Genomic DNA, 24,181 nt, shown 5'->3' with positions numbered 1-24,181 from the left:
AACACGATCGTCACGACCAGCGCCGCGCCCGTCAGTTTCAGCGTCGGCCACAGCTGGCCGAGCACGAGCGGCGCGACGTCGGTGTTCAGGATGTACGAGCGGCCGAACTCGCCGTGCAGCACGCGCCACAGGTAATGCACGTATTGCAGCGCGAGCGGTTCGTCGAGCCCCCATTCCTGGCGGATCGCGGCTTCGATCTCCGGCGTGCTCAACTGCTCGCCGATCAGGATGCTGACGATGTCGCCCGGCGCGAGATGCACGGCGGCGAACGACAGCGTGACCGCGGCCCACAGCACGAGCGCGCCGGTGGCGAGCCGCGTCGCGATCGGCGAACGCAGCCAGCGGCGCCATGCGGCCGGCGGCGCAGCGGCAGGCCGCGCGTCCGGGACGGAGACGAAAGCGGACGACGGACGGTTCATGGTCGATTCTCCTGTCGGGGCGGCGCGATGGGCGATGCGAGGCAGGCCGGCAAGCGTCGGCTTACTTCTTCACCCACACGTCGTACGGGTTCTCGGGCATCTGCGCGAACGAGCGGAAGCGCAAGCCCTGGACCGCCTTCGCGGCGGCGATCTGGTCTTCCGGCTCGTACAGCGGCAGCGCGTACGCCTGCTCGTTGATCGCGAAGTGCTGCAGCTCGCCGTACAGCTTCCTGCGCTCGGCGACGTTCTGCGTGCGCGCGGCCGCCTGCAGCCAGCGCGTCAGCTCGGGCGCCGCCGCACGGCTGTAGTTCAGCGCGCCGCCGCGATCGACGGGCAGGTAGTGGCCTTCGATGTCGATGCCGTCCGGCGGCGTGTTCGAGTTCGCGATCGAGCCGAACTTGCCGCTCTTGCGTGCCTCGACGTACGTGCCGTCGTCGACGTACTGGATCTTCAGGTCCACGCCGAGTCGTTGCCGCGCTTGCGCCTGCAGCGCCTGCAGCAGCACGTCGCGCTGGTCGCGCACGGTCGCCTGCGCCTGGACGACCGCGATCGTCAGCCGCTCACCGTTCTTCGTGCGGAAGCCGCCGCTGTCGCGCGCGCTCCAGCCGGCTTCGTCGAGCAGCTGGTTCGCGAGCTTCGGGTTGTTGCCGTAGGTCTTTTCGATCGACGCGTCGTAGAACGGATCGATCGGCGACGTGATGCCCCATGCGCGCGTGCGCTCGCCGCGGTAGATCGATTGCACGATGCCGGTCGTGTCGAGCCCTTCGAGCAGCGCGCGGCGCACCTTCACGTCCTGCGTCGGGCCGTAGCCGACGTTCAGGAACAGCGAGTACGGCGTGCCGGTGTTGAGCGCGCGGCGGTAGGTGAAATCGGCGTTCTTGCGGATCAGCGCGGCGTCGTTGCCCGACACGCCCTCGATCACGTCGACCTGGCCGGACAGCAGCGCGCCGGTACGGACCGACGATTCGGGCAGGAACCGGTAGACGACCCGGTCGAGATACGCGGGGCCCTGGTGGCCGGCGGTCGGCGGCGCCCAGCGATAGTCGGGATTCTTCGCGAACTCGATTTCCTGGCCCTTCACGTAGCGGCGCAGGATGAACGGGCCGGTGCCCGCGATGTCGGGGCCGCCCGATTTCAGGCCGGGGCGGTCGAATGCGTTCGGCGACAGCAGCGGCAGCCGGCCGGCGAACGTCAGGAACGGCGCATACGGCGCGTCGAGCGTGATGACGACCGTGTGCTCGTCCGGCGTCTTGACGTCGGCGACGTGCGAGATCAGCCGCGCGAGCTGGCTGCCGGCCGCATACGACAATTCGCGCGCATTCAGGAAATTGCGGGCGACGGCCTTCGCGTCGAACGGCGCGCCGTCGGTGAATTTCACGCCGTCGCGCAGCGTGAACGTATAGGTCTTGCCGTCGGCGGAGACCTTGTAGCCGGTCGCGAGCCACGGCACGTAGCTGCCGTCGGGCTTCTGCGCGAGCAGGCTTTCGTACGCGTTGCGCAGCAGCAGCTCGACCTTGTCCTGGCCGTTCAGTTGCGGGTTCAGCGTACGGGGCTCGGTTTCGACGCCCCAGGTCAGCGTGCCGCCCGCGACGGGCGCGCCCTGGGCGAACGCCGCATGCGGCAGCGCGAGCGCGAGCAGCAGCGCAACCGAGACGGTGCGGCGCGACGCGCGCAGCGCGGAATCCGGAAATGCGAATGTCATGCGAGAAAGCCTTTTACGAGGTGAATAGCGGTGGATGTGGTTCGCGTCGTTTATGTGGGCCGGCGCGGTACGTCACGTCACGCGTTTGCGTGGATGCGTTCGTGGTCCCGGGCGGTGTCGTCCGCGGCTGCGCCCGGGTAGAGATCCGGGATCAGGATTTTTCTCAACCAGACGAGCGGCGTGCCGAGCGCGTTCGTCGAGCGGTCGAACGGCTGGTAGCCGCTGCGCTCGTAATACGACTGCAACCACGGATGATTGGTCGCGGTCGCGAGATACGTCGCGGGGGCCTTGACCTGCGATGCCAGAAACTGCGTCTCGACGTGCGCGATCAGTGCGTGCCCGAATCCTTGTCGCTTGAACGCGGGGGCGACCGCGAACCAGTGCAGGAACGGATAGGGCGTGCGATGGCGTTCGCCGGGCACCCACGGAAACCGCACGGTTAACGTGGCCGCGAGGGCGGTACGGCCGTCGGGTGTCGCGTGTTCGAGCACGAACGTCGTTTCGCGCGCAACGGTCTGCGCGACGCGTTCGATCGGCGAGCGCGTGATCGTGAAGTGCACGCCCTGCGCGGCGAGCGGCGCGTAGGCGTCCTGCAGCAACGCGTAGACGGCCGGCACATCGTCCGCGCCGGCGATGCGGATCGTATCGGTCATGGCGCGGTGCCTTCGAAGTCCGGTTGATGCGTGGTCGTGCGCGCGTGCGGGGCTCGCGCGTTCGACCCGCCGAGCGTGCCGCGCGCCGCCGCGGTGTCGTGATCGTCGTCGGCAGGTACGCCGGCGAGCAACCGCAGCGACGCAATCCGCGGCGCGGCATCGGCGACCGGCGTGTCGACGACGAATTCGGCAATCCCGTGACGACGATGCAATGCGTCGAGCTCGCGCAGCACGTCGTCGCGCGTGCCGTGCACGATCCGTGTTTCGCGCGGTTCGATCCGGTGCGGGCCGCCGCCGGCCTGGCGGATGTATGCATGCGCCTGTTCGAGGCTGCCGACGTTGACGGCGGGCGTGTCGCCTACCTGCACGCGAAAACCCTGATGTCCGCTCGCGAGCTGCGCCGCCGCGTCGCGGGTGTCGGCGACGATCGCGGAGACGGCCAGCAGCGGCGTGCGGCCACCCGACGCTTCGCGATAGGTGTCGAACGTGCGTTCCAGATCCGTCGCGGAGGCATTCAGGTGCGACGCGTAGACGAACGCCCAGCCGAGCCGCGCGGCGAGCGTGGCGCTTTCCGCGCTCGCGCCGAGCAGGAACGGTTGCGCGGGCACCGGCGGGCGTGGCGTCGCATGCAGCGTGGCGCCGCCATCCTGGCCGGCTGCATCGGCTGTCGCATCGTCACCCTTGAGATGGCGATTCAGCTCGTCGGCCAGGTCGGCGAAAGACGCGCGCCGCGCCGGATCGTAGCCGGCCTGCAGCGCACGGGTCGACAGCGGCAGGCCGCCCGGCGCCTTACCGATGCCGAGGTCGACGCGGCCGGGTGCGAGCGACGCGAGCAGGTTGAAATTTTCCGCGATCTTGTACGGACTGTAGTGCTGCAGCATCACGCCGCCCGATCCGACCCGAATGCGCCGCGTATGCGCGAGCACGTGGGCGATCACGATTTCCGGCGACGGGCATGCGAGCGCGGCGGTGTTGTGATGTTCGGCGAGCCAGTAGCGGTGATAGCCGGCCGCATCGGCGAAGCGTGCGAGCGATACGCTGCGCGCCAGTGCGTCGGCGGCGGTTTCTCCGGGTGCGACGGGGCTCTTGTCGAGCACGCTCAAGCGGAACGGCAGCGCGGACAAAGCGGACAAATCGAAGTGGGAACGGAGGGCGTCGAACGTCATGATGATGCGATCGGCGCGGGTCGAAACGGCCTGATCAACGGATTTTGCATGCCGAATTATTTTGCGTCGACGTTCGCACGGTCAAACAATCAAGAAGAATATCGAAAGCCGAAAATATTCGTTCCGGCCGCCCGGGGGGCTTGCGCTATGGTCGTTGGCTGCGCGCCTCGCGGCGCGTGCGTGGAGCCTGCCCGACGATCCGGCGCGCGTACGCTCGCCGTCGCGCTGTTCGCGGGCACGCTCCGATTCTCCGATCGAACGGAATCAAGAGGAATGCGAATGAACCAGCAACGCGAACGACGTAAGGCCCTCACGGCGACCGGAGCCGCGTCATGAGTGGCGCACGCAGACGGCTGAAGACGCTCGTCGGCGCGGCGAGCGTGCTCTACGCGCCCGGCGATGCGGATGTCGCACAGGGCGTGCGGCGCGCGGCGTCGCTCGCGCGCAAGGCGGAAGCCGAGAAGATCACCGGCCTCTTTACCGCCGACCTGTTGCAGGCCGATGCGGCGGGCCTCGCCGGGACCACCGGCAGCCAGGAGCCGATCGTCGCGCTGGCGGCGCTGAGCCAGGCGACATCGGCCATCGGGCTCGTCGCGACGGTGTCGACCACGTATCACCATCCATACAACCTCGCACGGCTGATCGGCACGCTCGATCACGTGAGCGGCGGCCGCGCCGCGTGGAATGCGGTCACGTCGTCGGTCGGCGAGGAGAATTTCGGCGATGCCGCGTTGCCCGACCCGGAGCAGCGTTATGCGCGCGCGGCCGAATTCGTCGAAGTCGTCAACGCGCTGTTCGACGCGAACGATCCGCGCGCGACGCGGCGCGGGCCGGGCGGCGGCATCTCGGTCGATCCGTTGAAGCTCGGCGCGATCGACTATCGCGGCGCGCATTTCCAGGTGCAGGGGCCGCTGAACGTGCCGCCGTCGCCGCAACGGCGGCCGGTGCTGTTCCAGGCGGGGCAGTCGGCAAGCGGCGTGGCGCTCGGCGCGCGCTATGCGGAAGTCGTCTACACGTCGCAGCCGACGCTCGACGATGCGCGCCTGTTCGTCGCCGAGCTGCACCGGCAGGCGGCCGCATTCGGTCGCGGCGACCGGCCGCCGCTCGTGATGAACTCGTTTCATTCGGTGATCGGCGAATCCGATGCCGACGTCGCGCGGCGCTTGCGCGACAAGCATGAACGCATCGATTACGAACAAGGCAGGCTGAAGCTCGCCGACATGCTGGGCGGCGGCGTCGACCTGAGCGGCCTGCCGCTCGACCAGCCGTTGCCGTCATCGCTGCTGCCGGCGATCGACAGCGTGCACCGCCGGCGCGGACGCGTGGCGATCTTCGTCGGCTACGCGCGCCAGCGGCTGACGCTGCGCGAGCTGATCATCCGCGCGCAGGAGACCGGCCACTGGTTCGTCGCCGGCACGCCGGAGCAGCTCGCCGACGCGATCGAGACGCGTTATCGCGCGGGGCTCGTCGACGTGCTGTCGCTGCACGGGCTCGGCCAGCCGGACCAGGAGGACCTGCTGCTCAACGGCTTGCTGCCCGAATTGCGGCGGCGCGATTTGCTCGATACCGACTATGTGGGCGGCGATTTCCGCGCGAATCTGGAACTGCCGGCGTTGCGGCGCGAGGCCGTGGCGGCGTGAGCGGATGACCCGCGTACCGGGCGAGGACGTTGGCCGGTGCGCGGTGCGGCGCATATCGCGCGATCAGATATCCATCGCAAAAATAACCATTTGGTACACGCTTCGGCGCGCATTACAGTCACGCCTCCTGCCGGCTGCCACGCCGGTCGTTCCGACGTTATTTCAGAAATGCGCCACATGAATCGTTTGATGCGTTCCAGGGTCCGCCGCGTCGCGGCCGCGCTGTTCGTGCTCGGCCTCGCGCCGGTTTCCCATGCGGCCCAGCCGACGTTGCGCGTCGGCATCGACGCCGAGTCGTACCCGCCGTTCTTTTCGAAAGATGCCGGCGGCAAGTGGAAGGGCTGGGAAATCGACGTGCTCGATGCCGCATGCGGCAAGCTGAACGTACGGTGCGAACTCACCGACATTGCGTGGGACGGCCTGATTCCGGCGTTGCAGAACCGCAAGATCGACGTGATCTGGTCGTCGATGACGATCACCGGCGAGCGGCAGAAAGCCATCGATTTCAGCCGTGCGTATTACGAATCGCCGACGGTGTTCGTCGGCGCGAAAAGCGACCGGCGCCGCGTCGACTGCGCGGTGCCCACGACCTTCAAGGGCAGCGTGATCGGCGTCGAGGCCGGCACGAACTTCTCGGCGTTCCTCGATGCCCGCTTCAAGCAGGACGCGCAGATCAAGGCGTTCGACAAGTTCGACAATGCGCTCGCGGATCTGGTGTCCGGCCGCGTCGACTACGTGCAGGAAGGCAAGGGGCTGTTCACGGCGTTCCTCGCGTCGCGCGACGGCAAGGACTTCGAGGTCAAGGCCACGTGCGCGGACAATCCGGTGCTGGGCCTCGGCATCGGCGCGGGCGTGCGCCACGGCGATGCGCTGCGCGGCAAGCTGTCGACCGCGATCGCGCAATTGCAGCAGGACGGCACGTGGGATGCGATCACCGCCCGCTATCCGAACCTGAAGGGCACGATCGAGAAGGGTCGTTGAGCGCATGGCCGCGGACGATTCGCTGCTCGCGTTGCTCGCCTTCGGCGACGGCGGTTATGGCCGCGTGTTCGCGGGTGCGTTCGCGCTGACGTTCGGCGTCGCGGCCGCGTCGTTCTGCACCGGCGTGCTGCTCGGCATCGCCGGCGCGCTCGGCAAGCTGTCGCGATACGCGGCGTTCGTGTGGCTGGCGCGGCTCTACACGATGCTCGTGCGCGCGCTGCCGGAGTTGTTGTGCCTGCTGCTCGCGTTCTACGCGGTCGCACCGGCCATCGAGAACGCGCTGCACGGCAGCGGCATCGTTTCCGGCGACTTCGCGTTCGACCCGTTCGTCGTCGCCGCGCTATCGCTCGGTTTCATCCAGGGCGCGTATCTCACCGACATCTTCCGCGCGGCGCTCGCCAACGTGCCGGTCGGCCAGATCGAAGCCGCGCACGCGTACGGGATGACGCCCTGGCAGACGTTCACGCGCATCCGGCTCCCGGCCGCGGCGCGGCTCGCGCTGCCGGGCGTCGGCAACGTGTGGCTGAACGCGACCAAGGACGCGTCGTTCATCAGCGTGCTCGGATCGTTCACGGATCTGCTGAAGGCGAGCCAGCTCGCGGCCGGTGCGACGCGGCACTACGTATTCTTCTATCTGGTCACGGCCGCGCTGTTCCTGCTGCTGAGCATCACGTCGACCGGCATTTTCGCGGCGCTGGAGCGGCATGCGAATCGCGGCACGAGGCGCGCGACGACATGATCTTCTCGCTGCCGTTCCTGCTCGACACGGTGATGCCGAAGCTGCTCGCCGCGGTGCCGACCACGCTCGCGCTGACGCTCCTATCGGGTGCGGCCAGCGTGCTGCTGGGCGTGCCGCTCGCGCTCGCCGCCGGTGCGCGCCATACGCCGCTGCGCTGGTCCGCGCGCGGCTGGCTGATGCTGATCCGCGGCACGCCGCTGCTCGTTCAGCTTTATCTGCTGTACTACGGATTCGGGCAGATCGTGCCGCGCGAATGGATGCGCGACAGCTGGGCGTCGCCGCTGCTGCGCGACGCGTTCTGGTACGCGATCGTCGCGCTGAGCGTGAACGAGAGCGCGTACGTCGCGACGATCCTGCGCGGCGCGATCGCCGGCGTGCCGGCCGGCGAGATCGAGGCCGGCCACGCCTACGGGATGACGCGCACGCAGGTGCTGCGCCGCATCGTCGGCCCGCGTGCGTGGCGGCTTGCGCTGCCCGCGCTCACCGGCGAGGCCATCCTGCTGCTGAAATCGACCGTCCTCGCGTCGACCGTGACCGTATTCGACGTGATGGGCACGGCCAATACGCTGCGCTTCGAGACGTTGCGCGTGTACGAACCGCTGGCCGGTGCGGCGATCGTCTATGTCGTGCTGGTCGCGCTGCTGACCATTCCCGCCGCCCGTCTCGAGCAGCGCATCAATCGCTACCTGACGCGCCAGCCCGACGAACGCGTGCCTGCCCGGCGCCGCCGCGCGTCGTCGGGCGCGTGGGCGGCACCCAACTGATTCCTGCCTTGGTACCGATTTCGACGATGTCCGATCCTCGCCCCTTGCTGTTTTCCCTGTATGAACAAGCCAGCGTCGGCTGCGGCGGCGCGCCGAGCCTGTGGACCCATCCGGCCGACGAACGGCTGCGCGCGAATACCCTTGCGTTCTGGTCGAACCTCGCGCGCACGGCCGAGCAGGCCGAGCTCGACATGCTGTTCTTCGCGGACGTGCTCGGCCTGTACGACGTCTATGGCGGATCGGCCGACGCGGCGGTGCAGTGGGCGGTCGAGGCGCCCGCGAACGACCCGATGATGCTGATCCCGGCGCTCGTTGCGCAGACCGAACGGCTCGCGTTCGGCGTGACGGCGAGCACGACCTACGAGCACCCGTTCGCGCTTGCGCGTCGCTTCAGCACGCTCGATCACCTGAGCAACGGCCGGATCGGCTGGAACATCGTGACGTCCTACCTGACGAGCGCGGCGCGCAACTTCGGGCTCGACCAGATGATCGGCCATGACGAACGCTACGCACGCGCCGAGGAATTTCTCGACGTCGTGTACAAGCTGTGGGAGGGAAGCTGGGCGGACGACGCGGTCGTCGCCGACAAGCACGCGCCGCGCTATGCGCGAGGCGAGCGCGTGCGGCCGATCGCGCACGAAGGCGCGCACTATCGCGTGCAGGGGCCGCACGTGTGCGCGCCGTCGCCGCAGCGCTCGCCCGTGCTGATCCAGGCCGGCTGGTCGGGGCGTGGGCGCGCGTTCGCGGCGAAGCACGCGGAGGTGGTGTTCGTCGCGAAATCGAATCCGCACGAGATTCGCACGGGCCTCGACGAGATTCGGCGGCTCGCGGCCGAACGCGGCCGCGCGGCGGACGACGTGAAGTCGCTGACGGTGCTGCGGATCGTCACGGCGCGCTCGTCGAGCGACGCGAAGGAGAAGTATCACTCGCTGCAGCAGCACTATCACCAGCACGCGCAACTCGTCAGCTATGCGGGCGACACCGGCATCGACATCGACCGCTATGCGGACGACGAACCGCTGACGACGCAGACGGAAGGGCTGACGTCCTACGTGGTGCGGCCGGACGGCAGCGGCAAGCCGCTCACCGCCGGCGACGTGCGGCGCAAGTTCGCGAGCGTCACGCGCGGCACCGACCTGATCCTCGTCGGCGCGCCGGACGAAGTCGCGGATCAGCTCGCCGAGCATGCGCGGCAGTCGACGACGAGCGGCTACATGCTCAATCCGCTGATCAGCCCGGGCACGCTCGACGATTTCGCCGAACTGATCGTGCCTGAGCTGAAGAAGCGCGGCCTGTACCGGACGTCGCCGGCGGGCGGCACCTTCCGTTCACGGCTGGGCGGCGGCGACCGCCTGCCGGACACGGCCTATGGCGCATCGTTCCGGTTTCCCGTGCCGGAAGCGGTCTGACCAGCCGATCAATGCCGAACGACTTTCATCGGAGTGGCGTGACATGATCGATGACGTACTGTTCCTGCCGCAACTGCATCGTGCCGACCGGGATCGTCCGGCATGAATAGCGCGACGAACGAAACCATGGAGGCGACGCGGCGCGAAGCTCGACCCCATCGATCGGCATCGCCGCCCGTCCTGAGCGTCACGGGCATCGCGAAACGCTTCGACGCGACCGTCGCGCTGGCGGCGCTCGACCTGTCGATCGGCGCCGGCGAAGTCGTCGCGCTGATGGGCGCGAACGGCGCGGGCAAGTCGACTTTCGTCAAGATCCTGAGCGGCGCGCTGCAAGCGGACGGCGGCACGCTGACGCTGCGCGGCGAACCATATCGGCCGGCGTCGCCGCACGCGGCCAAGCGGCTCGGCGTCGCGACCGTGCACCAGTCGGTGGCTGACGCCGTCGTGCCGACGCTGTCGATCGCCGACAACCTGCTGCTCGACCGGCTGTGCGACCCGGCGTCGCCGTGGCGCGCGCCGCCGGCCGCGCGGCGTGCCGCGGCGCGTTCGCTTGCCGCACGGGTCGGGCTCGACGCCGATCTGGCGGCGCCGCTCGCATCGCTGTCGCTGGCCGACCAGCAGCGCGTGACTCTGGCCCGTGCGCTGGCCGGCCAGCCGTCGTTGCTGATCCTCGACGAGCCGACCGCCAGCCTGTCGGCGGCGGAGGCCGAGCGGCTGTTCGAGCTGGTGGACGCGTTGCGCCGCGATGGCGTCGCCATCCTGCTGGTGTCGCATCGGCTCGGCGACTTGCGTCGTATCGCGGATCGCGCGGCGATCGTCCGCGATGGCCGGATCGTCGCGGATCTGGCCGCGCCGATCGATTTCGACGCCGCGGTGGAAACGATGATCGGCCGGCCGTTGCCGCGTACGCGTGCCGTGGCGCCGGAGCGGGTCGCACCGGCCGAATCCGGGCCCGGATCAGGCTTCAGCGTGCGGCAGATCCGGCTGACGCCGACCAGCACGCCGTTCGACCTCGATGTCCGGCGCGGCGAGATCGTCGCGATCGCGGGCCCGGTCGGCGGCGGCAAGTCGCGCTTCGCGCGGACGATCTTCGGCGCGGTGCGGGCGGCCGGCGGCGAGATGACGCTCGACGGACGGCCATGGCGGCCACGAACGCCCGCCGATGCGATTCGCGCCGGCGTATTCCTGGCCGGCGAGGATCGCTGGCGCACGTCGCTGTTTCCCGACAGCGTCCCGTTCGCGTCGATCGCCGGCACCATCGGCTTTCCATTTCTGGCGCGCTGGTTCGTGAGCGGTGCGGTGCGCCGAACGCGCGAACGCACGGCGGCCGCCGCGGCGATCGCGCGGTTCGGGATTCGCTGCGAGGGGCCGGACGATCGCGTCGCGCACCTGTCCGGCGGCAACCAGCAGAAGGTCGTGCTCGCGCGCTGGCACGCCGAGCCGGCGCGGCTGTTGCTGCTCGACGAACCGTTCCAGGGCATCGATGCGGGCGCGCGCGCCGATATCGTCGATACGCTGCGGCGTCATGCGCATGAGCGCACGACGATCGTATTCGTCAGCGATCTCGAGGAAGCTGCCGAGATCGCCGATCGTATCGTGCGGTTCGATCGCGCGACGCTCGATGGCCTGTCTCCGACTTCCTCCATCGTGGGTGCCTGCTCATGAAACCCGTGACTTCTTCTTCCGCTGTGCGTCAAGCCGCATCCGTCGAACGGTCGTCGCGCCGCGGGCCGGCACGCATCCGCGATGCGCTCGAGCGGACGGGCATCCTGCTCGTGCTGGCCGTTCTCGTGGTCGTGTTCGCGCTCAGGGAGCCTGCGTTCCTGAACCTCGACAATCTGTTCAGCATCCTCCAGGCGGTGTCGATCGTCGCGTTGCTCGGCATCGGCGTGACGGTCACGCTCGCGGCCGGCGGCTTCGACCTGTCGGTCGGCAGCGTGGCCGCGACCGCGCAGATGGCCGCGAGCTACGTGCTGGTCGTCTGGCACGGAAGCGCGTGGGCGGCCGTGTTCGCCTGTGTCGTGCTCGGCGTGGCCGCCGGCTTGTTCAACGGCTTGCTGATCACGCGGCTGCGGGTGCCCGACCAGCTCGCGACGCTCGGCACGCTGTTCCTGCTGGCCGGCCTGCAGTTGATCCCGACCGGTGGCCGCTCGCTCGCGACCGGCTCCGTGCTGCCCGACGGCACGGACGCGACGGGCGTGTTCCCCGACGCGTTCCTCGCGCTCGGCCGGCTGCGCGTGTTCGACGTCGTACCGTTGCCGGTGCTGCTGCTCGCGGCGGTGACGGTGCTGGCCTGCGTCACGATGGAAGCGACGCGCTGGGGCCGCGTGATCTATGCGATCGGCGGCAACGAAACGGCTGCGCGATTGGCCGGTGCGCCGGCCGCGCGCTACCGTATCGCCGCGTATGTCGTGTCGGGCGCGATCGCGTCGCTGGGCGGCGTGCTGATCGCCGCGCGGGTCGGCCGCGGCGACGTCAGCGCGGGCCATTCGCTGCTGCTCGACGCGGTGGCCGCCGCGCTGATCGGTTACGCGGTGTGGGGCGCGAAGCGGCCCAACGTGTTCGGCACGGTCGTCGGCGCGGTGTTCGTCGGCGTGCTGCTCAACGGGCTGACGATGCTGAACGCTCCCTACTATATGCAGGACTTCATCAAGGGCGTGCTGCTCGTGTTGGCCCTCGCGTTTACGTTCGGCATCGGTCGTCGGGCGGATGCCCGGGCGTGACGGGTGAGGTCGCAAGCCTTGGTACAGGCACGGACTGGTTCGAATAACCCGAAGGCCTGACTGTTTGTTATCCAAAGTAATATCGATTGCCGAATCGGTCGGTTTGAGTTCGCGTGCCGTGCTGATAGATTGAGCCGATATCGTCCTGTACGGAGACAGACCCGCCATGCGCTCGTTGCTTCGCCGAAAGTCGCGCCTCGAACCGAAACTCGGTGCACTCGTATTGGGCGCCGCACTCGCGCTCGGTATGCCCGCGGCACACGCCGGCCCGCTCAAGGGGGCACCCGCGCCGTTCGACAAGGGCGGCGTGAAGATCGCGCTCGTCAACTACCTGTCGACCGGCGATTTCTTCCAGGCCTACGAAGCCGGCGCGCAGAAGCAGGCACGCGCGCTCGGCGTCGATCTGCGTATCTACGAAGGCCGGCAGGACGCGGCCGAGCAACGCGAGCAGATTCAGCAGGCGATCAGCATCGGCGTGTCAGCGATCATCGTCAATCACGGCTTGCCGGAATCGCTGAAGGACGTCGTTCAGCGTGCGCTCGACAAAGGCATCAAGGTCGTCGCGTTCGACGTCGATCTCGCCAATCCGAAGGTGCCGCAGATCGAGCAGAACGATCGCGACCTCGCGAACCTGCTGCTCGATCAGGCCGTGAAGGACAACGGCGACGCGTTCTCGGCCGGGTACGTGTACGTGGCCGGATTCGCGCCGCTCGACCGGCGCGACGCCGCGTGGCGCGATTTCAAGCGCGCGCACCCGAAGGTGCAGGAAAAGGCGCGCTGGGGCACCGTCGACAATCCGATCGCGCAGTCGGTCGCGAACCAGGCGGCCGCTGCGTACCGTGCGAATCCGGACATTCGCGTCGTGTTCGCGCCGTACGACGAGTTCGCGCGCGGCGCGAAGCTCGCGGCCGACGAGGCCAGGCTCTCGTCGAAAATTCGCATTTACAGCGCGGACGTGTCGACGGCCGACATCGCGGCCATCCGCGCGCCGAACAGCGCGTGGGTCGCGACGGCCGCGACCAATCCGGCGGTCGTCGGCGCGGTGTCGGTGCGGGCCGCGGCGTTGCTGGTCGCCGGGCAAAACCCGGGCGCGCGCATCGCGGTCAAGCCGACGCTGATCACGCGCGACGACCTCGTGAAGAACGACATTCATACCGTGGCCGAACTCGGCGCGAAGTTTCCGGCGTTTCGCGCGAGCGACGCGGCGACGGCCGCGTGGATTCCGGCGCTCGACTGATCGCGCTGGCACGCAGCGAACCGATCGGTCGCCTGCGTGCCGCCTACCCATGACTCGACCATGACGACCCTGAACGACTATCTCGCGCAAAAGCGCGATGCGTGGCATGCGAAGCAGCAGGCCGCCCGCAACGATCCCGATTTCAAGGCGACGCCGCTGAAGGCGACCGTGCGCGCGCTCGGTCGCAGCGGCGTGCGCGAGATCCGGATTCGCGATTTCCAGGTGATCAGCGACAGCCCGCCCGATTTCGCGGGCTACAACCTCGGGCCCGCATCGCCGGAACTGCAACTCGGCGTGCTCGGCAGTTGCCTCACGCACATCACGTTGATCCAGGCCGCGGAGCGGGGGCTGAAGATCGACGCGATCGAAGTCGAAGTCACCGGCGATCAGCATCCGCTCGCGCAGCAGCCGGGATTCGAGCATGTGCCGGTATTCCCGCACAACCTCCGCTATACGCTGGACATCGTGTCGCCGGAGCCGCCGGAGGCGATCCGTGCATTGCATCAGGCGGTGGAGGAGGTGTGCCCGATCTTCAACCTGCTGAGGCTGCCGCAGCACATCGACGGGGAATTGCGGCATACCAGCGCGTGATGCGCTGACGCGTTGTTGCACGGCCAAGTTTGGAAGTGCAATCGAGGTATTGTGATAAGAATACTTATCCTAATGGTCGTGAAGCGAATGCGTGGCGTTGACGGATTCGCACCATCGCGCGCCCGAGGAGGGCGGTCACGACGCTAGTTGCCGGGTTCCTTCGTCACGTCATGACGATAGGCGCGCGGCGAGCAGCCCACGATGCGTTTGAACGCATGGCCGAACGCACTATCCGAGTCGTAGCCGAGCCGCTGCGCGATCGCCGAGATCGACGCGTTCGAGCGGCGCAGTTCGCGCATCGCCAGCTGTATCCGCCACCGCAGCACGTATTCGAGCGGCCCGAACCCCAGTCGCCGCTTGAAATGCAGCGCGAACGTCGAACGCGACACGTGGCAGCAGGCCGCCAGTGCATCGACGGTCCAGCGCCGCTCGGGCGCCGCGTGAATCGCGGCCAGCGCCGCGCTGACCCGCGCATCCGCGAACCCCGCCAGCCACCCGACATCGCCGTTCGCGCCGGCGTCCACGTAGCGCCGCAGGATCTGCACCAGCATCATGTGTCCGAGATGTCGAACCATCAGCGACCCGCCCGGCGACGACGCGCCGAATTCCCGTGCGAGCTGCTGCAGCGACCAGCGCAGCACCGCCGCCGGTTCGGAATCGCCGCTCACGATCACCACGGGCGGCAGGCTGCCGAGCAGCAGCGGCATGCGTTCCTCGTACGCGAAGCGGCCGCCGATCAGAAAGCAGTCGGCTGGCTCGCCGTAGTGCGCGATACCGCGCTCGAGATGCCGGTACACGTCGGCGGCCGGCACCGGCGCGACCGACGGATCGCTCGCCAGCGAAAATGCCCGCGGCGCGGCGAGCAGGAAGCAGTCTCCCGTGCGCAGCCGGACGGGCGGCCCCGCACCGTCGACGGTCAGCCAGCAACTCCCTTCGACTACCGCGTTGAACTTGATTCCGTCGGGCGGGGGAAGGTCGACCGCCCACGGGCCGCCGGCGCGCAGGCCGGTGAAAAACGAGTCGCGCGTTTCCAGCAGCGACAGCACTTCCGAAAGCGGGTCCACGCGCATTCTCCGGACGACCTCGACGAAAAACCGGATTCTATTGCATTCACAGTCCGGATGCGCGGCCGGAGAATGTGCTCGTGCAGTGACGCGGCCGACGGGCGGCCGCGTGCTTCGCGTACCGTTCCTGGAGCCTTCGATGACGAGCAGGCAGCATCCCCTTCATTCCGGATTCGACGCCGCCTCGACGGCGAGCGACGTCCTGGCCGGCCTCGATCTGCACGGCAAGACCGCCATCGTCACGGGCGGCCATTCGGGTCTCGGCCTCGAAACCACGCGGGCACTGGCGCAGGCCGGTGCGCACGTCGTCGTCGGCGCACGGAGCGCCGCGGCCGCGCGCGAAGCGACGCGCGGCATCGCGGGCGTGGAGGTCGCGCCGCTCGAACTCGCGGACGCCGCGAGCGTGGCCGCATTCGCCGCGCGGTTCGTCGATGCGGGACGCCACGTGCATATCGTCATCAACAGCGCGGGCATCATGGCGTGCCCGGAGACTCGCTTGGGCGACGGTCGGGAAGCGCAGTTGGCCGTCAATCACCTCGGTCACTACGCGCTCGTCAACCGGCTGTGGCCCGTGCTCGCGCATGGCGACGGCGCCCGCGTGGTGGCGGTGTCGTCGCTCGGGCACCGGCTGTCGCCGATTCGCTGGGACGATATCGATTTCGCGCGCGGTTACGACAAATGGCTCGCGTACGGGCAGTCGAAAACCGCCAATGCGTTGTTCGCGGTGCAGCTCGACATGCTCGGCGCGCCGTTCGGCGTCCGCGCGTATTCGCTGCATCCGGGCAAGATCGCGACGCCGCTGCAGCGTCATTTGACGCGCGAGGAAATGATGGCGCAGGGCTGGGTCGACGAACACGGCGTGCCGATCGATCCGACGTTCAAGACGCCCGCGCAGGGAGCGGCAACGCAGGTATGGGCGGCGACGTCGCCGCGCCTGGCCGATCTCGGCGGTGTCTATTGCGAGGATTGCGATGTTGCGGCGGTGACCCGCGGCAACGAGGAATCGGGCGTGCGCCCGCACGCGATCGATCCGGAGGAGGCGGCGCGGCTGTGGGCGTGGTCCGCGGCAGCGACGGGCGTCGATGCCTTTGCGGCGCGGGGCTGACGCCCAGGCATTTGCCAGGCCGGGCGCCGCGCGGGTATCGGCGGCGGTTCGATACTCGCGCGCGGCAAGCTATCCGCGCGCTTGCCGCAGCGCGCGCCCCATCTCCGCGATCGGCATTGCGACGATCGAATTCAGCAACCGCATTTCCCCGGCGTCCGGATGCGCGATGTTTCGCACTTCATCGAGCGTCTGCTCGACGTGACGATCGAGCGGCTCGAGAAAGCGCTGCAGTTCGCTGGCGGCCGCCTTGTCCCTGAGCCCGAGCGCCTGACCGAACGCGACCAGTGCATTCGCGTCGATATCGACGAACCGCGTCGCATTCCCGAGCGGCATCGTCAGCTCGCAGTGCGGCCAGTGATCGCCGCGATGGTCGGGCCGGTGCGTCGGCGTGTGATACACGACCGTGCTGACGATGTCGTAGAACGGCGCGAGCCGGTAGCCGCGCGCGTCGACGAAGAACGACAGGTTCTTCAGGTGCGCGTCGGCATTGCCGACCACCACGTTGAACACGGTCCAGCGGAACACCGACAGGCGTGTCAGTGCGCGCGTGCTGGTGCGCTCGATCGCGCGGGCGAGCTCCTGCGCATTGGCGCGCTGGTACTTGAAGCCGCGGTCGTAGTTGAGCAGTTGCATCGCGTCGATCGTATGCACGCGCGCGGCCGGTTCGGACGCGACGTCGCGGTCGAACCGGTCGATCACGTAGCAGGCGGACGGCGCGCGCAGGAAATGCACGTCCGGCACGTCGAGCCCCATCTTCTTCGCGAGCTGCATGCAGAAGAACTCGTTGATCGCCGAATGCGGATAGCCGGCCGCGCGCATGTCGGGTTTGAGCAGGTGCATCGACGGTTCGCTGCCGACCGGCTCGAGCAGCGCGTAGTCGGGCGCATCGCCGCGCAACACCAGCAGCAGCTTCTGCTGCGCGCCGGCCGCCGACATGCGCTTGGGCGCGGTGGCGGTCAGCGCGCGCTCGGGCATCGCCTGGATCCGGCGCTCGAGTTCGTCGAGCGGCAGCGGCTGCAGGCCGCCGGGCGTTTCCTGCTCGCCATCGGCCAGCAGCGTCAGCGCGCCGGCCGATTCGCGGCCGAAGTATGCGAGCAGGCCCCACGCGTCGGCCGCATCGACCTTCGCCTCGCGCGCGAGCGACGTGCGCATGCCCTCCTCGGGCAGCAGGTTGTCGAAGAACCACTGGACCGGGCGATCGGTCGATGTGTCGGTGAACACGCCCGCGCGCAGCGGAAACGCCGGCGACAGCGGATATGCGACGGGTGACGCGAGCCATTGCGGGTCGTACGCGAACGACCAGATCCCCTTGTCGTCTGTCAGCGTGCCCATGCGCACGCCGTTCGCGGATGCGATCAGCGTTCTAGCCGCCATGGCTGCTCCTGCGGCGTTGCGCGGCCTTCAGCGCGGTGGCTTCGGAGATCTCGATCGACGACTCGGCATACAGCCGCACGCCCAGTTCGCCCAGCAGCAGCATGACCTTGCCGATTTGCGCGGTCGGCTTGCCGGCTTCCACCTGGCTGATGAATTTCGGCGACAGCCCGGTCGCGTTCGCGAGCTCGTCCCGCGTGAATCCCTGCTGGATCCGCGCCGCGCGAATGAAGTGGGCGAGCGCGCCGATCGTGTCGACGGATTGGGACTCCGACATAACGTTCTCCGTGCTTCGTATCTGATCGGGAACAGTATTGCATACCTCATCGGATTCGGCAGCATTTCGTATTCGTATGGGAACGAACGGCGGATCTCGCAAGCTGCATCTTTATTTCGTTCCCGATCGGGAACGGGTCGCCGAGAAAGGAGTGCCGTGACGATGTTCGTATCCGATCGGATGCGGAGAGGGTGGAGACCGTGGCACCTTTGCACGCGCCCACCGGCTACGCCGACGACGGCGCCCGCTGGATGTCCGCCTCGGCAGTCAGTCCGCGGCCGTTCCGCGCGCCGAGAGACGATTCTCGATCGTTCCGCGAACAGATTCGGCCCGAACCTTTCGCCACCGCGGGCACGCTGTCCGCAGAACGCCCCTTTCTACAATTTCCTCCGACACGCTACACGCGCCGTCGCACCCGGAAAACAGGCCCGATCCTTGCGACCGCAAGCGTCGTCGGCGGCGTTCGCGCCTCGACACATGACACATGACGATTTGCACGGGAGGCGCGTATGGAACCGATGCCGGTCGTACTGCAATGGCACGACGTTCTCGCCAGAATCGTGCTGGCGCTCGTCGCGGGCGGGCTGATCGGCGTCGACCGCAGCGAATCCGGCAAGACGGCCGGCCCTGCGCACGACGATCCTCGTCTGTCTCGCCGCATGCCTGTCGATGCTGCAGGTCAACGCGCTGCTGCTGCAGGCGGGCAAACCGGAGGGCGCGTTCTCGGTGCTCGACCTGATGCGGCTGCCGCTCGGCATCCTGACCGGGATGGGCTTCATCGGCGGCGGCGCGATCCTGCATCGCGACGGTCTCGTGTCGGGCGTCACCACGGCCGCGACGCTATGGTGCGTGACGGTCATCGGGCTGTGCATCGGCGGCGGCCAGTTGTCGCTCGGCGCGCTCGGGCTGGCGCTCGCGCTGCTGGTCGTCTGGCCGCTGCGGTTCGTCGAGCGGCGCTTGGCGGGTGTCAGGACCGCGCTGGTCACGGTCGAATATCCGCTGGGCTCGGCTGCGCGCGAACAACTGGCCGCGAAGCTGCGCGATGCGGGTTTCACCTGCCGGACGAAAAGCTTTTGCGAAACGGCCGCCCGGGCGGTGCGCGAGGAAGAACTGTTCGGCAGTGGCGCGAAGCGGCCGGCGCCGACGTGATGCTGAAGCAACTGATGCGGATCGTCGAATCGGCCGGCCTGACGTCGGTCCGTTGCTCGACCGAGAACTGACCGGCCCGACAGCCGGAACGCGCGATGCTCGTGCAGCAAGCCGCCGTGGGCGGTTGATCAAGGAGCGAAACATGACATGTGTATCGGAAGTGATGACACGCGACGCCGCGACCATCGGCCCGACGCAGAGCCTGCGCGAGGCGGCCCGGTTGATGAGCGACCTGAACGTCGGTGCGCTGCCCGTATGCGACGGCACGCGCCTGATCGGCATGCTGACGGACCGGGACATCGTCGTGCGCGCGGTGTCGATGGGCGTGCCGCCGGACGAGGCGGTGGAGGGCGTCGTCAGCGGGCCCGCGAACTGGTGTTACGAGGACGACGACATTTCGGCGGTACAAAAGAAGATGGAGAACGCGCAGATCCGCCGCGTGCCGGTGGTCGACCGGCAGAAGCGGCTGGTCGGCATCGTCGCGCTGGGTGATCTGGCGACCGCCGCGGACGGCGCGATGTCGTCGACGCTCGGCGCCGTGTCGGCGCCGTCGCGCCCGGACCGGTGATCGCCATGGCAGACACGGAGAACGACATGAACGAAGACAGGGAAACGCAGATCCGCGAGCGTGCATACCGGCTGTGGCAGGCGGACGGCGCGCCGGACGGCAGGGCCGACGAATACTGGCAACGGGCCGAGCAGCAGCTCGATGCCGAGGGCAGCATCGCAGTGGACGAGCGCGCCGGGCAGACAGAAGAAGTGCCGGCCGATCAGTCCGCGAAGCGCCGCATTCCGGGCGAGCCGCTGCAGGACACCGATGCCATACCGACCGACGAGGTCGCGCACGAAAGGCGGCGCACGCGGTGAAACGCGGTGCGCGGCGAGCCGGCAAGGAGGACGAAGATGACGGCGTACGCGGGAGAAAAGGCGGAAAAGACCGGTGACTTTCGATGCGAGAAATGCCATCGGTCGACGCACGTGCAGGCGGGACACCCGATCCCGAAGTGTCCGCATTGCGGTAACGGCACGTACGGCGAGCGTACGCGCGAGCCGGGCAACAAGCAGTAGGGGCGCGGCCGGCGCACGTCGCATCGTACGGGGCGCGACGTGCGCGATCGGGCCGCAGCGCGCACTGCGGCGACGCGATCGGCTAACCGTCCTCGCCCACTTCGGTCGGGTCCGGCAAGTCGGGCAGGTCGTCGTGGCGCCCGTCGTCGGGCTCGGGCGGCGGAATATCCGGCGTGTCGGTCATCTCGTCGTCGTTTGGTGTCGCGTTTGTCGTGTGCGTCGCGCTCATGATCGTCCTCCTCGGTGTCGACAGGGCACCGGCGCGCAGCCGGCATGTCGCTTTCGAGCATTGCGCGTGCCGGATTGCGTTTCGTATCGGCGCTGCCACTCGCGTTGCGCAGGCTGCGCCGTATGACGCGCCGCTTGTAATTTCTTTAGCAGATTCATTCGCTCGCGGTGAGGCGGGGCAGCCCGATGACGGCATGTCGTTTGCTGGAAGCGTTGCGGGCCGCGGCACTGCCCATTGAGGCGCGGTGCGGCGCAACGCGATCAGCATCCGGACAGGGAGAAATTCATGACCCAGGACAGTCAACGACAGGACCCCGCGTCGCCCGACGCGGCGCGCGAGACGGCCGACACGCCGGAGCGGCGTAACCCGACCCGTGGCGGCGAATCGACTGCGCGCCCTGGCCATGCGCCCGGCGGCGGCGAGCTCGATTCGATTCCCGACGATCAGGCGCGCAAGGTGGTGCCGGACGACTCGCGCCAGACCGAGGTCCACGATCCGGCCGGCAAGCCGTGGCCGGACGAGCACGATGCGCCCGACGATTCGGGCAACCGGCCGCGGCCGCTGTAGCGCACCGGAGCGGGGCGCCGGCCGAATCGTCACGCGTCGTTCCGTTCCGCCATCCACGCACCGGAGTCCATCATGTCATCCGACGAAGTTTCCGAATCGCGCCGCAAATGGGTGCAAGGCACGACGGCCGGACTGGTCGCCAGCGTCGCCCTGCCGACGCTCGCGCAGACGGGCGGCGGCGCGCCCGACGCCGGCGATACGGCGCCGCGCGATCCGCGCACGCTTTATCCGCATGCGCCGTTTCCGCAACAGCAGCAGCCCTGGCCGGGCCTCGCGGGCCGCATGACGCCGCGCCCCGATCACGGCGAGCGCAGTTATCGCGGCAGCGGCCGGCTCGACGGCCGCAAGGCGCTGATCACCGGCGGCGACTCGGGCATCGGCCGCGCGGTGGCGATTGCCTGTGCACGAGAAGGCGCGGACGTCGCGATCGTCTATCTGCCCGACGAGGAGCCCGATGCGCGCGAAGTCGTGGACCAGATCCGCGGCGCGGGACGCAAGGCGGTGCCGCTGCCGGTCGACATTCGCAGTGAAGGCGCGTGCAACGGCCTCGTCGAACGGGCGGTCGCCGCGCTCGGCGGGCTCGACATTCTGGTGAACAACGCGGGCCGCCAGCAGAGCCACGAATCGATCCTCGACATCAGCACCGAGCAGTTCGACTGGACGCTGCGCACCAACCTTTACGCGATGTTCTGGATCACGCGGGCCGCCATTCCACACATGCCGCCCGGTTCGGCGATCGTCAACACGACGTCGGTCAATGCGTACGACCCGTCGGCGAACCTGCTGGACTACGCGATGACGAAAGCGGCGATCGCGAATTTCACGAAGGGGCTCGCGAAGCAGATGATCAAGCGCGGCATCCGCGTCAACGGCGTCGCGCCGGGGCCGTTCTGGACGCCGTTGCAGGTCAGCGGCGGGCAGACGACGCACAACGTGGAGACGTTCGGCGAACAGGTGCCGATGGGGCGGCCGGGGCAACCGGCCGAGATCGCGTCGATCTACGTCGAGCTGCTTTCGTCGCGTTCGAGCTACGTGACCGGGCAGATCTATGGCGCGTCGGGTGGGGCGGGGCAGCCTTAGTCGGCTGCGCGGTGCAGGCCGACGCGGCTGTATGCGGCCGGCGCCACCGTTCATCGACACCGCTTGGGCGATTCCGCCCCCAAATCGGCGCCGTATGCGCGAGCAGCGATCTTTATCACCGCAGCAGATAAACGTATCCGAATCGCTTCGTTGACGCACGCCGGCACGGCCTCGTAGATTCGCGTTTTGACCGAATCAGGGGCCGTGCCGTGACGACTACCGCCATCCGCGACGCCGCAACGCTTTCCGCCGGGCATCCCGCCTTGCGGCCGGACGGCGCGGCGCAGCATTTCGACATCGTGCCGTTCGACGCGCCGCTCGGCGCCGAGGTGATCGGCCTGAACCTGTCGCAACCGCTTGGCGCCGACGATTTCGCGCGCATCCATCGCGCGCATCTCGATCACCACGTGCTGGTGTTTCGCGACCAGCGCATCACGCCGGACGAGCACATCGCGTTCAGCCGCCGCTTCGGCCCGCTGCAGATTCACGTGCTGCACCAGTTCGCGCTGGCCGGCCACCCGGAAGTGCTGACCGTGTCGAACATCGTCGAGAACGGCAAACCGGTCGGGCTCGGCGACGCCGGCCATTTCTGGCATTCCGACCTGTCGTACAAGGAAAAACCGAGCCTCGGCTCGCTGCTGCACGCGCAGGAGTTGCCGGCGGAAGGCGGCGACACGCTGTTCGCGAACATGCATCTCGCGTGGGACACGCTGCCGGCCCACCTGCGCCGCGCGGTCGAGGGGCTGCGCGCCGAGCATACGTATCTCGCGCGCTACGCGGAATTGCAAGCGCGCAGCCCGTGGCGGCCGAACCTGTCGCCCGAGCAGATCGCGCAGGTCGCGGCGGTCGTGCATCCGATCGTGCGCACCCATCCGGAAACCGGCCGCAAGGCGCTGTTCGTCAGCGAGCATTTCACGACGCGCATCGTCGGGCTGCCCGACGACGAAAGCCGCGCGCTGCTCGACGAACTGTTCGCGCACAGCGTGCGCGCCGAGCACCTGTACCGGCACGCATGGCGCGACCACGATCTGGTGTTCTGGGACAACCGTTCGCTGATGCATCTTGCCGCCGGCACGCCCGACCATCTGCGCCGCAAGCTGTACCGCACGACGATCGAAGGCGACGCGCCTTTCTGAGCCGCGCGCCGCGTCATTCATTTCCGCTTTTTCCTGACCGGAGTTCCGATGTCGTTTTCGTTCTTGCCGGCGCGTCGTGCGCTGGCGGCCACGCTCACCGCCGCACTCGCCTTCGCCGGCGCGGTCATCCCGCAAGCCGCGCACGCGGAAGGCCGCATCCGCATCGCCGAGCAGTTCGGCGTCGTCTACCTGATGCTGAACGTCGCGCGCGACCAGCAACTGATCGAGAAGGAAGGGCGCAAGGCCGGCCTCGACATCAAGGTCGACTGGGTGCGGCTGTCGGGCGGAGCGGCCGTGAACGACGCGCTGCTGTCCGGCGCGGTGGACATCGCGGGCGCGGGCGTCGGGCCGCTGTTGACCGTGTGGGACCGCACGCGCGGCCGGCAGAACGTGAAGGGCGTCGCGTCGCTCGGCAATTTTCCGTACTACCTCGTGAGCAGCAACCCGAACGTGAAGACGATCGCCGACCTGAGCGCGAAGGACCGCATCGCGGTGCCGGCGGTCGGCGTGTCGGTGCAGTCGCGCGTGCTGCAGTACGCGGCGGCGAAGCAGTGGGGCGACAAGCAGTTCGACAAGCTCGACCCGCTCACGCAGGCGATTCCGCATCCGGACGCGACGGCCGCGATTCTCGCGAACAGCAACGTGATCACCGGCCACTTCGGCAATCCGCCGTTCCAGGAGCAGGAACTCGCCGGCAATCCGAACGCGCACATCGTGCTGAATTCGTATGACGTGCTCGGCGGCCCGAGCTCCGCGACGGTGCTGTACGCGACTGAGAAGTTCCGCGACGACAACCCGAAGACCTACCGGGCGTTCGTCGCCGCGCTGGCCGACGCCGCCCGGCAGATCGCGGCCGATCCGGAACGCGCGGCCGATACCTATATTCGCGTGAACGGGTCGAAGATCGATCGCGCGCTGCTGCTGAAGATCCTGCGCAATCCGCAGGTGCAGTTCAAGACCGCGCCGCAGAACACGCTGCCGCTCGCGCAGTTCATGCATCGCACCGGCGCGATCCGCAACGAACCGAAGTCGTGGCGCGACTACTTCTTCGACGATCCGGCGACGGCCGGCGGCAGTTGAGCGGCGCCGATGCCGTGACGCCGTGACGCCG

General features: G+C 68.5%; 24 protein-coding genes and 2 pseudogenes. 18 read left to right on the top strand and 8 right to left on the bottom strand.

The genetic code is table 11. The features are described from left to right. The 4 genes and pseudogenes from AP428_RS33065 to AP428_RS33050 all read right to left on the bottom strand — a co-directional run. Window positions 1-419 (bottom strand): annotated as a pseudogene (locus AP428_RS33065) (ABC transporter permease); the annotation flags it as partial. 61 nt (window positions 420-480) lie between these two features. After that, a complete protein-coding gene (locus AP428_RS33060; protein ID WP_011545475.1) occupies window positions 481-2,121 on the bottom strand; it encodes an ABC transporter substrate-binding protein in 1,641 nt (546 codons plus the stop codon). A gap of 77 nt (window positions 2,122-2,198) precedes the next feature. Next, on the bottom strand, window positions 2,199-2,774 hold the full coding sequence (locus AP428_RS33055; RefSeq protein ID WP_011545474.1) for a GNAT family N-acetyltransferase: 576 nt from the start codon (window positions 2,772-2,774) through the stop codon (window positions 2,199-2,201). Beyond that, window positions 2,771-3,940 (bottom strand): MsnO8 family LLM class oxidoreductase, encoded by a 1,170-nt coding sequence (locus AP428_RS33050; protein ID WP_011545473.1) that lies wholly within the window; start codon window positions 3,938-3,940, stop codon window positions 2,771-2,773. Before AP428_RS33050 ends, AP428_RS33055 begins: the two co-directional genes overlap by 4 nt. 332 nt (window positions 3,941-4,272) lie before the next feature. Here AP428_RS33050 and AP428_RS33045 point away from each other — a divergent pair, with 332 nt between their 5' ends. The 9 genes from AP428_RS33045 (at window position 4,273) to AP428_RS33005 (ending at window position 14,024) form a co-directional block, all read left to right on the top strand. Continuing rightward, window positions 4,273-5,580 (top strand): NtaA/DmoA family FMN-dependent monooxygenase, encoded by a 1,308-nt coding sequence (locus AP428_RS33045; protein WP_011545472.1) that lies wholly within the window; start codon window positions 4,273-4,275, stop codon window positions 5,578-5,580. Between the two features lie 177 nt (window positions 5,581-5,757). Then, window positions 5,758-6,561 (top strand): transporter substrate-binding domain-containing protein, encoded by an 804-nt coding sequence (locus AP428_RS33040; protein WP_050768797.1) that lies wholly within the window; start codon window positions 5,758-5,760, stop codon window positions 6,559-6,561. Between the two features lie 4 nt (window positions 6,562-6,565). Beyond that, entirely contained in the window at window positions 6,566-7,300 is a 735-nt protein-coding gene (locus AP428_RS33035) for an ABC transporter permease (RefSeq protein WP_011545470.1), read from the top strand. After that, a complete protein-coding gene (locus AP428_RS33030; RefSeq protein WP_011545469.1) occupies window positions 7,297-8,064 on the top strand; it encodes an ABC transporter permease in 768 nt (255 codons plus the stop codon). The genes AP428_RS33035 and AP428_RS33030 overlap by 4 nt, the downstream gene beginning before the upstream one ends. 26 nt (window positions 8,065-8,090) lie before the next feature. Further along, a complete protein-coding gene (locus AP428_RS33025) occupies window positions 8,091-9,473 on the top strand; it encodes an LLM class flavin-dependent oxidoreductase (protein WP_011545468.1) in 1,383 nt (460 codons plus the stop codon). A gap of 102 nt (window positions 9,474-9,575) precedes the next feature. Further along, window positions 9,576-11,138, top strand: a complete 1,563-nt coding sequence (locus AP428_RS33020) for a sugar ABC transporter ATP-binding protein (protein ID WP_011545467.1) — start codon at window positions 9,576-9,578, stop codon at window positions 11,136-11,138. After that, window positions 11,135-12,196 (top strand): ABC transporter permease, encoded by a 1,062-nt coding sequence (locus AP428_RS33015; protein WP_011545466.1) that lies wholly within the window; start codon window positions 11,135-11,137, stop codon window positions 12,194-12,196. The genes AP428_RS33020 and AP428_RS33015 overlap by 4 nt, the downstream gene beginning before the upstream one ends. Before the next feature lie 166 nt (window positions 12,197-12,362). Then, window positions 12,363-13,433 (top strand): substrate-binding domain-containing protein, encoded by a 1,071-nt coding sequence (locus tag AP428_RS33010; RefSeq protein WP_011545465.1) that lies wholly within the window; start codon window positions 12,363-12,365, stop codon window positions 13,431-13,433. 60 nt (window positions 13,434-13,493) lie between these two features. After that, window positions 13,494-14,024, top strand: coding sequence for an OsmC family protein (locus tag AP428_RS33005; protein ID WP_011545464.1), 531 nt, complete (start codon window positions 13,494-13,496; stop codon window positions 14,022-14,024). 143 nt (window positions 14,025-14,167) lie between these two features. Here AP428_RS33005 and AP428_RS33000 read toward each other — a convergent pair whose 3' ends face one another. Further along, complete coding sequence (locus AP428_RS33000) at window positions 14,168-15,088, bottom strand: AraC family transcriptional regulator (RefSeq protein ID WP_054928671.1); 921 nt, start codon at window positions 15,086-15,088, stop codon at window positions 14,168-14,170. Between the two features lie 139 nt (window positions 15,089-15,227). On the opposite strand from AP428_RS33000, the gene AP428_RS32995 reads away from it, so the two are divergent. Next, complete coding sequence (locus AP428_RS32995; RefSeq protein WP_011545462.1) at window positions 15,228-16,193, top strand: SDR family NAD(P)-dependent oxidoreductase; 966 nt, start codon at window positions 15,228-15,230, stop codon at window positions 16,191-16,193. Window positions 16,194-16,262: 69 nt separating this feature from the next. Here the strand turns inward: AP428_RS32995 and AP428_RS32990 are convergent, their stop codons facing one another. Next, a complete protein-coding gene (locus tag AP428_RS32990) occupies window positions 16,263-17,567 on the bottom strand; it encodes a HipA domain-containing protein (RefSeq protein ID WP_011545461.1) in 1,305 nt (434 codons plus the stop codon). Continuing rightward, on the bottom strand, window positions 17,557-17,841 hold the full coding sequence (locus tag AP428_RS32985; RefSeq protein WP_011545460.1) for a helix-turn-helix transcriptional regulator: 285 nt from the start codon (window positions 17,839-17,841) through the stop codon (window positions 17,557-17,559). The genes AP428_RS32990 and AP428_RS32985 overlap by 11 nt, the downstream gene beginning before the upstream one ends. Window positions 17,842-18,350: 509 nt before the next feature. Between AP428_RS32985 and AP428_RS32980 the strand changes: the two are divergent. The 4 genes and pseudogenes from AP428_RS32980 to AP428_RS36455 all read left to right on the top strand — a co-directional run bounded on the left by AP428_RS32980 (window position 18,351) and on the right by AP428_RS36455 (window position 20,058). After that, a pseudogene (locus AP428_RS32980) lies at window positions 18,351-19,061 on the top strand (MgtC/SapB family protein). Between the two features lie 71 nt (window positions 19,062-19,132). Further along, the gene (locus tag AP428_RS32975) at window positions 19,133-19,558 is read left to right on the top strand and encodes a CBS domain-containing protein (protein ID WP_011545459.1); all 426 of its coding nucleotides are present in this window, start codon (window positions 19,133-19,135) and stop codon (window positions 19,556-19,558) included. A gap of 5 nt (window positions 19,559-19,563) precedes the next feature. Continuing rightward, the gene (locus AP428_RS32970) at window positions 19,564-19,857 is read left to right on the top strand and encodes a DUF2934 domain-containing protein (protein ID WP_011545458.1); all 294 of its coding nucleotides are present in this window, start codon (window positions 19,564-19,566) and stop codon (window positions 19,855-19,857) included. Between the two features lie 36 nt (window positions 19,858-19,893). Further along, window positions 19,894-20,058 carry an alpha helical protein gene (locus tag AP428_RS36455; RefSeq protein ID WP_041489200.1) on the top strand — a complete coding sequence of 55 codons (165 nt, stop codon included), beginning with the start codon at window positions 19,894-19,896 and terminating at the stop codon, window positions 20,056-20,058. Between the two features lie 82 nt (window positions 20,059-20,140). Here AP428_RS36455 and AP428_RS37325 read toward each other — a convergent pair whose 3' ends face one another. Next, entirely contained in the window at window positions 20,141-20,287 is a 147-nt protein-coding gene (locus AP428_RS37325) for a hypothetical protein (protein ID WP_023476607.1), read from the bottom strand. A 285-nt stretch (window positions 20,288-20,572) separates the two neighbouring features. On the opposite strand from AP428_RS37325, the gene AP428_RS32965 reads away from it, so the two are divergent. The 4 genes from AP428_RS32965 to AP428_RS32950 all read left to right on the top strand — a co-directional run bounded on the left by AP428_RS32965 (window position 20,573) and on the right by AP428_RS32950 (window position 24,150). Further along, complete coding sequence (locus AP428_RS32965; RefSeq protein ID WP_011545457.1) at window positions 20,573-20,854, top strand: hypothetical protein; 282 nt, start codon at window positions 20,573-20,575, stop codon at window positions 20,852-20,854. Between the two features lie 72 nt (window positions 20,855-20,926). Next, a complete protein-coding gene (locus AP428_RS32960; protein ID WP_011545456.1) occupies window positions 20,927-21,934 on the top strand; it encodes an SDR family oxidoreductase in 1,008 nt (335 codons plus the stop codon). A 209-nt stretch (window positions 21,935-22,143) separates the two neighbouring features. Continuing rightward, a complete protein-coding gene (locus AP428_RS32955; protein WP_011545455.1) occupies window positions 22,144-23,070 on the top strand; it encodes a TauD/TfdA family dioxygenase in 927 nt (308 codons plus the stop codon). A gap of 48 nt (window positions 23,071-23,118) precedes the next feature. Beyond that, entirely contained in the window at window positions 23,119-24,150 is a 1,032-nt protein-coding gene (locus AP428_RS32950; RefSeq protein ID WP_011545454.1) for an ABC transporter substrate-binding protein, read from the top strand. Window positions 24,151-24,181 lie beyond the last annotated feature (31 nt).

Source organism: Burkholderia sp. E168m22 (genome assembly GCF_001319805.1).
Classification (GTDB): domain Bacteria; phylum Pseudomonadota; class Gammaproteobacteria; order Burkholderiales; family Burkholderiaceae; genus Burkholderia; species Burkholderia orbicola.
Note: the sequence above shows the minus strand (reverse complement) of the source record. Positions and strands in the feature narration are given on the sequence as shown.